8 protein-coding genes and 1 pseudogene are annotated in these 8,467 nt (G+C 63.6%); 6 read left to right on the plus strand and 3 right to left on the minus strand.

All coding sequences use genetic code 11. The features are described 5' to 3' along the window. From ACQKQA_RS28730 to ACQKQA_RS28745, 4 genes and pseudogenes are all read left to right on the plus strand, one after another. Positions 1-685, plus strand: a pseudogene (locus tag ACQKQA_RS28730) (hypothetical protein); the annotation flags it as partial. Positions 686-813: 128 nt separating this feature from the next. After that, a complete protein-coding gene (locus tag ACQKQA_RS28735; RefSeq protein ID WP_427564587.1) occupies positions 814-1,185 on the plus strand; it encodes a septal ring lytic transglycosylase RlpA family protein in 372 nt (123 codons plus the stop codon). Positions 1,186-1,238: 53 nt separating this feature from the next. Further along, positions 1,239-2,294, plus strand: coding sequence for a calcium/sodium antiporter (locus ACQKQA_RS28740; RefSeq protein ID WP_427564593.1), 1,056 nt, complete (start codon positions 1,239-1,241; stop codon positions 2,292-2,294). After that, the gene (locus ACQKQA_RS28745; RefSeq protein ID WP_427564588.1) at positions 2,291-2,671 is read left to right on the plus strand and encodes a carboxymuconolactone decarboxylase family protein; all 381 of its coding nucleotides are present in this window, start codon (positions 2,291-2,293) and stop codon (positions 2,669-2,671) included. The genes ACQKQA_RS28740 and ACQKQA_RS28745 overlap by 4 nt, the downstream gene beginning before the upstream one ends. 88 nt (positions 2,672-2,759) lie before the next feature. Here ACQKQA_RS28745 and ACQKQA_RS28750 read toward each other — a convergent pair whose 3' ends face one another. Then, complete coding sequence (locus tag ACQKQA_RS28750; protein WP_427564589.1) at positions 2,760-3,701, minus strand: AEC family transporter; 942 nt, start codon at positions 3,699-3,701, stop codon at positions 2,760-2,762. A gap of 284 nt (positions 3,702-3,985) precedes the next feature. Between ACQKQA_RS28750 and ACQKQA_RS28755 the strand changes: the two genes are divergently transcribed. Next, on the plus strand, positions 3,986-5,623 hold the full coding sequence (locus tag ACQKQA_RS28755) for a phospholipase (RefSeq protein WP_427564590.1): 1,638 nt from the start codon (positions 3,986-3,988) through the stop codon (positions 5,621-5,623). Positions 5,624-5,636: 13 nt separating this feature from the next. After that, positions 5,637-5,828 (plus strand): hypothetical protein, encoded by a 192-nt coding sequence (locus tag ACQKQA_RS28760; protein ID WP_427564591.1) that lies wholly within the window; start codon positions 5,637-5,639, stop codon positions 5,826-5,828. Between the two features lie 192 nt (positions 5,829-6,020). On the opposite strand, the gene ACQKQA_RS28765 is transcribed toward ACQKQA_RS28760, so the two are convergent. Together ACQKQA_RS28765 and ACQKQA_RS28770 are read right to left on the minus strand one after the other, a co-directional pair. After that, positions 6,021-7,748 (minus strand): ABC transporter ATP-binding protein/permease, encoded by a 1,728-nt coding sequence (locus ACQKQA_RS28765; protein ID WP_427564592.1) that lies wholly within the window; start codon positions 7,746-7,748, stop codon positions 6,021-6,023. Between the two features lie 97 nt (positions 7,749-7,845). Next, complete coding sequence (locus ACQKQA_RS28770; protein WP_044461201.1) at positions 7,846-8,406, minus strand: response regulator transcription factor; 561 nt, start codon at positions 8,404-8,406, stop codon at positions 7,846-7,848. Between the last annotated feature and the right edge of the window lie 61 nt (positions 8,407-8,467).

Consider the following 8,467-nt stretch of genomic DNA (forward strand, 5'->3'; position numbering starts at 1 on the left):
CGGGCTGGCGCACAACGCCAGCCGGTTGCGCCCCACCACCCGGGCGATCAGCCCCGGCAGGTCGTCATGGCCTTCGCCGGTGGTCATCGAGGACTCGTTCCTCGACCAGGTACGCGCCACCCTGCCGGAACTGCCGCCGCAGAAACGCGAGCGCTTCCAGGAGCAGTTCGGCCTGTCGGTCTACGACGCCAGCGTGCTGGCTTCGAGCCGCGAGCAGGCGGACTACTTCGAGCAGGTCGCCAGCATCGCCGGCGACGCCAAGCTGGCGGCCAACTGGGTGATGGTCGAACTGGGCAGCCTGTTGAACAAACAGGGCCTGGACATCGACGAGGCACCGGTCTCGGCCGAGCAACTGGGCGGCATGCTGCTGCGCATCAAGGACAACACCATCTCCGGCAAGATCGCCAAGACCGTGTTCGAAGCCATGGCCAATGGCGAAGGCAGCGCTGACGAGATCATCGAGAAACGCGGCCTCAAGCAAGTCACCGACACCGGCGCCATCTCCGCCGTGCTGGACGAAATGCTGGCGGCCAACGCCGAGCAGGTCGAACAGTACCGCGCAGCCGATGAAGCCAAGCGCGGCAAGATGTTCGGTTTCTTCGTCGGCCAGGCAATGAAAGCCTCCAAAGGCAAGGCCAACCCGCAACAGGTCAACGAACTGCTCAAGAGCAAGCTCGAAGGCTGACGGCGGTGCCGAAGGCGGATCGCGAGCGGCCCGCCCCTGTAGGAGCGAATTTGTGCGCAATGCGTTGTCATAGAGAAACGCAATCGCGAACGAGTTCGCTCCTACATTTGTATCCGGGGTCCCGATCGATGAAGCAATTATTGGCCTGCCTGGCCTTGTTCTCCCTCTTGGCCGGCTGCGCCAGCCATGTCATCGACCCTCGGGGTTACGACCAGACCGGCACCGCGTCCTATTACGGCGCCAAGCACCACGGCAAACGCACCGCCAGTGGCGAACCCTTCAACCAGCACGGCATGACCGCCGCCCACCGCGAGCTGCCGTTCGGCACCCGCGTCAAGGTCACCAACCTCAATAACGACAAGAGCGTCGTGGTCCGGATCAACGACCGTGGCCCGCGTACCCGCGGCCGCCTGATCGATTTGTCCCGTGCCGCCGCGCAACAGTTGGGTATGATCCGCAACGGCACCGCGAAAGTTCGCGTGCAAGCCCTCAGCGACTGACCCACGGAGCCCTGACCATTTTCGGACTAACCGACTTACCGCTGCTCAGCGTCCTGCAGTTGCTCAGTGGCCTGGTCCTGCTGGTGGCCGGCGCCGAGCTGCTGGTCCGCGGCGCGGTGCGCCTCGCCGCCCGCCTGCATGTACGGGCATTGATCATTGGCCTGAGCATCGTCGCTTTCGGCAGCAGCGCCCCGCAGATGGCGGTCAGCCTGCAAGCCACCCTGGCGGAAAACACCGATATCGCCGTCGGCAGTGTGATCGGCAGCGGCATCTTCAACATCCTGGTCACCCTCGGCCTGTCCGCCCTGATCATTCCCCTGCGGGTATCGCGCCAGCTGGTGCGGCTGGACATCCCGCTGATGATTTTCGCCAGCCTGCTGGTGTTCGCCCTGGCCTACAACGAAGCGCTGACGCCCCTCGACGGCCTGATACTGCTGGCCACCCTGGTCCTCTACCTGGTCCTGCTACTGCGCCAGTCGCGGCATGCAGTCCGCCCGCACTCCCACGAGGGCGCCCCCCGTGCCCACTGGCTGAGCAGCCTGCTGTGGATGGCCGGCGGCCTGCTCCTGCTGGTATTCGCCGGCCACCTGTTGGTCGAGGCGGCGGTGGAAGTCGCCACCGACCTGGGACTGTCCGAACGCATCATCGGCCTGACCATAGTCGCCGTCGGCACCTCCCTGCCCGCCCTGGCCACCTCGCTGATCGCAGCGCTGCGCAGCCAGCGCGACATCGCCGTGGGCAACGTCATCGGCAGCAACCTGTTCAACCTGCTGGGGGTCCTGGGCTTTACCGCCCTGGTGGCGCCGACGCCCCTGTCGGTCTCGCCCAATGCCCTGGACTTCGACCTGCCGGTGATGCTCGGCGTCGCCGTGCTGTGCCTGCCAGTGTTCTATTCGGGGTATCGGGTGACCCGGGCCGAAGGCCTGCTGTTTCTCGGCCTGTACCTGGCCTATGGGCTGCACGTGGTGTCCTTCACCACCGGCATGCCCCTGGCCGGCAAGCTGGAAGACCTGATGCTGTTTTTCGTCCTGCCAGTGCTGGTGGCGTTCCTGCTGTTCAGTTCGCTGCGGGCCTGGCGCCGCCAACACAAGAAAGGGGAAGCGCAATGACCGAGAACAAAAAGCCGGGCGTGGAAGTGCGCCGCCAGGTAATGGGCGACGCCTTCGTCGATCGCGCCCTGGGCAACGCCACCGCGTTCAGCCAGCCGTTGCAGGAGTTCGTCAACGAACATGCCTGGGGCGGCGTCTGGAACCGCGAAGGCCTGCCGCTGAAAACCCGCAGCCTGATCACCCTCGCCGCCCTGACCGCGCTCAAGTGCCCGCAGGAGCTCAAGGGCCATGTCCGCGGGGCCCTGAACAACGGCTGCACCGTGGAAGAGATTCGCGAGGCGCTGCTGCATTGCGCGGTGTACGCCGGTGTGCCGGCGGCGATCGACGCATTCCGCGCCGCCCAGGAAGTGATCGATACCTACCAGAAACCCGAATGATCCCCCCTTGTAGGAGCGAGGCTTGCCCGCGATAGCGTTTTGTCTGATACACCGCTCGCGGGCAAACCTCGCTTCTACAAAGAAATCCCTAGATCCACCCGCCCCACTGCAGCAAAAAGATTCCGATATTGGTGGTCACCGCCGCCATCAGCGTGGTGATGACGATGATCGACGCCGCCAGCGCATGATTGCCATTGGCCGCCCGAGCCATGACAAAGCTCGCCGCCGCAGTCGGGCTGCCGAAATACAGGAACAGGATCCCCAACTCCGGCCCACGGAACCCGCAGAGCCAGGCCCCAAAGGTGGCCATGATCGGCAGGCCGAGCATTTTCACCAGGCTCGAACTCAACGCCAGGTCGCCGCTCTCGCGCAGCGCCGCCAGGGACAGGGTGCCGCCGATGCAGATCAGCGCCAGCGGCAGGGTCATCTGCGCCAGGTACTGGCCGGAGGTTTCCAGCCAGCTCGGCAGGCCGATCTGGAAGATGGCGAAGGGGCTCGCCGCCAGGACGCTGATGATCAACGGGTTGCTGACCACGCTTTTGCAGATGCTCCACGGGTCGGACTTGATCACCGGGCTGTACACCGCCAGGACGATGGTCGACAGGGTGTTGTAGAACAGGATCACCAGCGCAGCGAGGATCGCCCCGAGGGAGATCCCGTAGTCGCCATACAGGCTGGCCGCCAGTGCCAGGCCGATGACCCCATTGTTGCCACGAAACGCGCCCTGGGTATAGATGCCCCGGTCTTCCCGCGGGCAACGCCAGATCGCCCAGCCCCAGGCGAAGGCAAAGCTGGCCAGGGTGGCCACGGCGAAATAGATCAGCAGCCCCGGCTTGAGCGCCGAATGCAGGTCGGCGTGGAGAATGCCGAGGAACAGCAGCGCCGGCATGGTGACGTTGAACACCAGGGACGACGCGGTGTGGATAAAACCGTCGTTGATCCACTCGATGCGCTTGAGCAGCACCCCGAGAAACAACATGGCGAAGACCGGCGCGGTGATATTCAGCGTTTCGAGAAAAATGGCCAGCATGCCGGGTCAACCTTGAGCCTGTCGTTAGGGGGCTAATGATAAGCGCGCCGTGCTCAAAAGCCACGCCCGCTGCGCGGGCGATCGCAGGCTCGGCAGCGGCTACAGGCAGGCCGTGGCAATTTCAGTGTATGCGGTCGATGCGACCGCATATTCGTCGCCCGCCGCCAAAATGCATTGCAAAAAATACCTGCTTGACGCGTCAGGATTTTGCTTTATTCTCGAAATCAACTGTATATACATACAGTTATATTTTGAAATACCCATGACATATCAAGGAGCTAGAAATGTCAGGTCTACCTACTCAGCAGCGGGAACAGCTGCACAGCAAAGGCCAGATCGTCGCCGATCTGGACAGCCTCTTCAGCGAGCACGGCATCACCATTTCCGGTGACGGCGACCATCTGGTGCTGATCGCCGACGGCCATCACACCATCAAGTACCACAAGCCCGGGATTCTCCCCGCGGCCCCGGGCAAGAACCTCAAGGCCCTGCCCCAGTTGCGCTTCGAGGGTGGCGAGCACACCGCTATCGGCGATGCCACCCTGCTGCGCTTCGTCAAGGGCGCGCCCGCCATTCCGGCCTGGCAGGTCGAATTGCACCTGCCCAACGGCCTGGCCCTGACCTACGGCCAGGTGGTGGCCCTGGGCGGCGACTTCTATGGCATCCCCGACCAGCCGATCTGCGAAGGCGCGACACCAACGGATCGCCTGCAGCGCTTTACCGCCGCGTTCAACTCGCTTGCTGTGTTGCCCGCAGCCAAGGACGAGGCGAAGCAGATCCTGGCGGTGATGCAGAAGGAAATCGCCGCCGCCAACCAGGCGATCAAGGACGGCAGGCAACCTCACGAGGCCTATGACGCCCTGGGCGATACCTTGTCCGAAGAGTGGAACAAGATCACCGGCGGCGGCAGCTTCGCCTCGGCCCTGTTCCCCCTGGGCCGCTACCTGAAGCTGGCGGCCAACAACGCCGACCATTTCGGTGAATGGGCACTGCTGGCGTACCTCGCCGGGCACACCGCCGCCTTGCAGCAAGCGGTACTGGCCCACAAGAACGCGGACGAGAAGCAACTGGAACTGGCCTACGCCATGAACGCCTTCGCCGATCACTTCCTCACCGACCTGTTCTCCGCCGGCCATGTGCGGGTACCGCGCAAGCAACTGGCGGCGGTGGTCACCCCGAGCGACCTGGGTTCGCTCATCACCCGCTTCATGCACGACGAAGACAGCAAGTTCGGCCTCAACGTCAGCAATGCCCAGGGCGACCGCTGGCATGCCTATGGCGACAAGCGTTATTTCGACACGATCGACAGCACCAACCGCAAGCAGGTCAAGCTGGCGGTACAACGCTCGGCGGACGATATCTTCGACAGCTACCTCAGCGGCACGGCGCCGACGCCCGGCAACTTCACGGCGCTGAAGCTGCTGCCGGACCTGAACGCGGCCAAGAGCGGCAACTTCTCACCGCTGTTCGTCATGCAGGGCGACAAGGCGCTGCGCCGCAGTGACGTGAACAACCTGAACGACACCAAAACCATCGACAACTGGTGGGGCTGGAGCACCTACCTGCTGCTCAAGGACTACAAGCCCAACAAGCCGGCGGGTTACCTGGAGGCGCCGACGCTAGCCCCGAGTATCCAGGCCGATGGCTGGCAAAGCCAGACACCCAGCGAGCCCAACTGGTTGCCAGGCCATGCCGTGCGCTACGCCTTCAGCTACACCAACGGCCTGAACGAGTCGTACATCGGCCCCTGGTCCGCCTACGCCGAACTGAGCGGACGCTTCCAGCCCACGCTGAATGTGCCGGTGGACACGGGCAACAGCTCCAGCGGACGCAACCTCTTCCGCCAGTTCCGCGGCGGCTCGCCGGAACTGATCGCCTCGCTCGACAAAACCGCCTCCACCTACATCGACCGCAACGCCTGATAAGGACATCGACATGGCTATCAATCTGACGCTAGAGCTGGCCTCCGGCCAATCCCTGCAGGGCGCGCCCCTGGAACTGCTGCGCAACGGCGCTCCGATTGCGCGAGCGACCGTAGACAAGCAAGGACGTGTCGCCTTCGACGCCAAGCCCGGTGCCGGGCCACTGGCTGTGAGGGTGGACCGTTCGATTCTCAACGGCCGCTAAAAGCATCGCGAGCAAGCTTCGCTCCTACGGAAGACGATCATTGCTTCCGTAGGAGCGAGCGGGCGGCGATCCGACTTGCCCGCGATAAAGCCTGCCCAGGCAATGACTCTCGTCCGGCAGGATTGCGAATTCGCTCCAACAGCACGGTCAGCAGCCCCTGGGCGAGGCTACGGCGCGTGCGTGGACTGTTGACTACGCCGTCACCGCCTGGTCGACCAGATGCCCGCGCTCGATGCGGATATGCCGCGGGTGGAAACGCTTGAGGCTGCTGCGATGGCCGACGCTGACGATGCTCAACCCCGGCAACTGGTCGATCAGCGCCTGATACAGAGTCGCTTCGTCTTCTTCGTCCATGGCCGAGGTGGCTTCGTCCATGTACAGCCACTGCGGCGCGTAGAGCAACGCCCGGGCAAAGGCCAGGCGCTGCTGTTCACCCGGGGACAGCATGCGCTGCCAGTGATTGCTCTCGTCCAGGCGCGCCACCAGATGGGGCAGGCGGCAAGTCTCCAGCACCTGTGCATAACGCTCGGGTGGGTAGGTGTCGCCGGACTGTGGATAACTCAAGGCTTCGCGCAGGCTGCCAATCGGCAGGTAAGGTTTCTGCGGCAGGAACAGATAACGCTGGCTGGGCATGCGGATGCTGCCGTGGCCAGCCGGCCAGAGCCGCCCCATCGCCCGCAGCAGGGTGCTCTTGCCGCTGCCGGAGCGACCGCTGAGCATCAGGCGCTCGCCAGGGCTCACCGTCATCTGCGCGCCGGCCAGCAGGTGCCGGCCATCCGCCAGGTCCAGGCCAAGGTCATGCACCTGCAGGCTTTCACCCTGGCTCTGCACATCGATGGCCGGCGGCCGCTCTTCGTTTTCGCTCATCGCCTGACGGAAGCTCAGCAGACGGTCACAAGTGGCGCGCCAGGCCGCGAGGTCGGAGTAAGCCGTGATGAACCAGCTGAAGTTCTCCTGCACGTTGCCGAAGGCCGAGTTGATCTGCATCAGCTCGCCCAACTCGATCTTGCCCGTCAGGTAACGTGGAGCCGCGACGATAAAGGGGAAGATGATCGCGATCTGACCGTAGCCCGAGGTGAAGAAGGTCAGGCGCTTGGACACTTTCATGATGTCCCAGAAGTTGTGCCAGACCATGCCGAAACGGCCGCTCAGGCGCTTGTTTTCGTTCGGTTCGCCGTTGTACAGGGCGATGCTCTCGGCGTTCTCCCGTACCCGGACCATGGAGAAACGCAGGTCCGCCTCGAAACGTTGCTGGTTGTTGTTCAAGCCGATCAGGCGGCGCCCGATCAGGTGCGTCAGCCAACTGCCGACCGCGGCATACACCAGCGCGCACCAGAACATGTAGCCGGGAATGGTGTAGCCGAAGACTTCGATACTGCCCGACACCCCCCACAGGATGATCGAGAACGACACCAGGCTGACCACGGTGCGCAGCAGGCCCAGGGCCAGCCCCAGGGTATTGGTGGTGAAACTGTTGAGGTCTTCGGAAATCCGCTGGTCCGGGTTATCGGTGTAGCCGCCCTGCTCCAACTGGTAGTAATTCTTGTGGCCCAGCCAGCGGGCGAAGTGTTTTTCCGTGAGCCAGGCCCGCCAGCGGATCGTCAGCATCTGGGTCAGGTAGAGCCGGTAGACGGCGGCCAGGATAGCCACCGCGGCAATCCCGCAGAAATACAGGATCAAGTGCCAGAACGCCGCTTCGTCCTTCTTCTGCAAGGCGTTGTAGAAGTCCTTGTACCAACTGTTGATCCACACCGAGATCGCCACGCTGAACAGGGTCAGGCCGATCACCGCGAACAGCAACAACCAGGCCTTGCCCTTCTCTTCGCTGCGCCAGTAGGGCGTGGTCATTTCCCAGACCCGACGGAAAAACTGCCCGCGCACAGTATCGTTGACCGCGGAATATTCAGCGTTCTGATTCATCATCAAGGCTCGATTGGGATAGGGACAGGCAACGAGCCGATCATAGTGGATCGGCTCATCTTTTCACGCGTCCCGAGGACATTCGTTCAGTCGCGGTTCAGCGACGGACCGGGCGCTTCTGCAACTTGCGCTGCAGGGTTCGGCGGTGCATGCCCAGGGCGCGGGCAGTGGCGGAGATGTTGCCTTCGTGTTCGGTCAGGACCCGCTGGATGTGCTCCCATTGCAGACGGTCCACCGACATCGGGTTTTCCGGCACCAGGCTGTCGAGGTCGGCATGCTCGGAGAGCAGCGCGGCCAGCACGTCATCGGCGTCGGCCGGTTTGCACAAGTAGTTGCAGGCGCCGCGCTTGATCGCCTCGACTGCGGTGGCGATGCTCGAATAACCGGTGAGGATCACCACACGCATTTCCGGATCGAGCTCGAGCAGCTTGGGCAGCAGCACCAGGCCGGAATCGCCGTCCATTTTCAGGTCCAGCGCGGCGAAATCCGGCAGGTCCTGCTGGGCCAGGGCCAGGCCTTCCTCGGCGGAACCCGCGGTGCTGACACGAAAGCCGCGGCGGCTCATGGCCCGTGCCATGACTCGGGTGAAGGTGGCGTCGTCATCTACCAGCAACAAATGCGGCAGTTCTTCGCCTTCGACTTGGATTTCGTCACTCATGTTGGTCTCCTCGGGCGCCGTGGGGCAGGCGCAGCTCGGTGAGCGTGCCGCCTTCCTCATG

The organism is Pseudomonas sp. NPDC089530 (genome assembly GCF_050280705.1).
GTDB lineage: Bacteria > Pseudomonadota > Gammaproteobacteria > Pseudomonadales > Pseudomonadaceae > Aquipseudomonas.